A 1,405-nucleotide genomic window follows, 5' to 3' on the forward strand; every position below is an offset into this window, starting at 1 on the left:
CGCCGTAATTGGATGGACTCGCCCGCGCCGAGGCGTCAATGCGCCACGGGGGCAGTCTAAGAAGCCACCGACAGCGAGGGCGAATCCATGAAAAAGCATACGACGGTTAAACAGTCCCTGTCTTCCACCGATCTATCGACCTGCACCACGGTGGCGGTCGATCTTGCCAAACAGGTATTCCAGATCGCGGGGGAAAATGCCCTTGGCCAGGTGCTTTACGAAGAACGAATCAAGTCGCGTGAAGCCTTTCATACCTTTCTGCGCCAACTCCCGCCAACCATAGTGGTGCTGATGGAAACAGGACCAGGCGCTCAAGCATGGGCGCGCCAGCTACAGGCTCAGGGCAGTCTGGCGCGGATTCTTCCAGCACAGCTTGTGGCCAAGCACCGCAGCGGCGCCAAAAATGATCGTAATGATGCCCAAGCCATATTGCGCGCCGGGCGCGACAGCAAAATTGCGGCAGTCCCCATCAAAAGCGCCACCGCACTGGCCATGCAGGCCTTGCACCGTGCCCGGCAAGGTTATGTCCGTCGGCGTACAGCCATGAGCAACCAGATGCGGGGCTTGCTGATGGAGCACGGCATCACCCTGGCCCAAGGTGATGCCGCCATCAATCAGACCCTGCCTAGGGTGCTGGAAGACGCGACACAACCCTTGCCCGACATGTTGCGCGAGCTGGTCGACGAGCTGCTGGGAGAATGGCGTCAGCTGGGCGAGCGGATCAACGTGCTGAGCGGTCGCCTGGAGAAAGCCGCGAACGAGGATAAAACAGCCCGGCGACTGATGAGCGTACGCGGTATCGGCCCGATCATCGCCACCGCGCTTTTGGCCAAGCAAACCGACCCGGAACGCTTTGCCAATGCACGTCAGTTCGCCGCCTACTTTGGCATGGTGCCTGAGCAGAACAGCAGTGGGCAGAGGGTCCGCCTGGGCAGGATGAGCAAACGAGGCGACAGCTATGTGCGCAGCCTGATGGTGCAAGGCGCTCACGCGGTATTGAGGCATTTACGCCCGGATTCAGAGCAGCCCGACGATCGTCGGTTGCAACGTTGGCAGGAGCGACTGGGCCGCAAGGAAGCGGCGATACGCTTGGCGAATCGCAACCTTCGAATCGTTTGGGTGCTGCTACAAAATGACCAGACTTACCGCAGCCAACCGGCCGATGGCCGGCCAGCTGCGCCAAGTCATTGATCAAAAGCGTTCTGCCACCGGGGCGTCACGGCGCTCCAGCCCCTGCTAGAAAACATTGAACCCAGGTCAGACCGTCGCGGATCGATGCCTGCGCCCTTACCGGCCTTCGAGGCCTGCACGTAATCGGCATACCGCGAGCTCAACCAATGTTGGCCAGAAGCTCAAGACAGCTTCCTCGGACAGGCCTTATACATAAATGCAACCGGGTAGCAGT

1 protein-coding gene is annotated in these 1,405 nt (G+C 60.2%); it reads left to right on the forward strand.

All coding sequences use genetic code 11. The annotated features are described in order from the left end of the window. Nucleotides 1-87 precede the first annotated feature (87 nt). A complete protein-coding gene (locus HNR03_RS31685; protein WP_259158404.1) occupies nt 88-1,191 on the forward strand; it encodes an IS110 family transposase in 1,104 nt (367 codons plus the stop codon). Nucleotides 1,192-1,405 lie beyond the last annotated feature (214 nt).

Source organism: Pseudomonas sp. JAI111, from assembly GCF_024809425.1.
Lineage (GTDB): Bacteria > Pseudomonadota > Gammaproteobacteria > Pseudomonadales > Pseudomonadaceae > Aquipseudomonas.

Excerpts from the sequence above, each read along its gene's own strand:
- HNR03_RS31685 (WP_259158404.1), top strand. The coding sequence starts at position 88 with ATGAAAAAGCATACGACGGTTAAACAGTCCCTGTCTTCCACCGATCTA.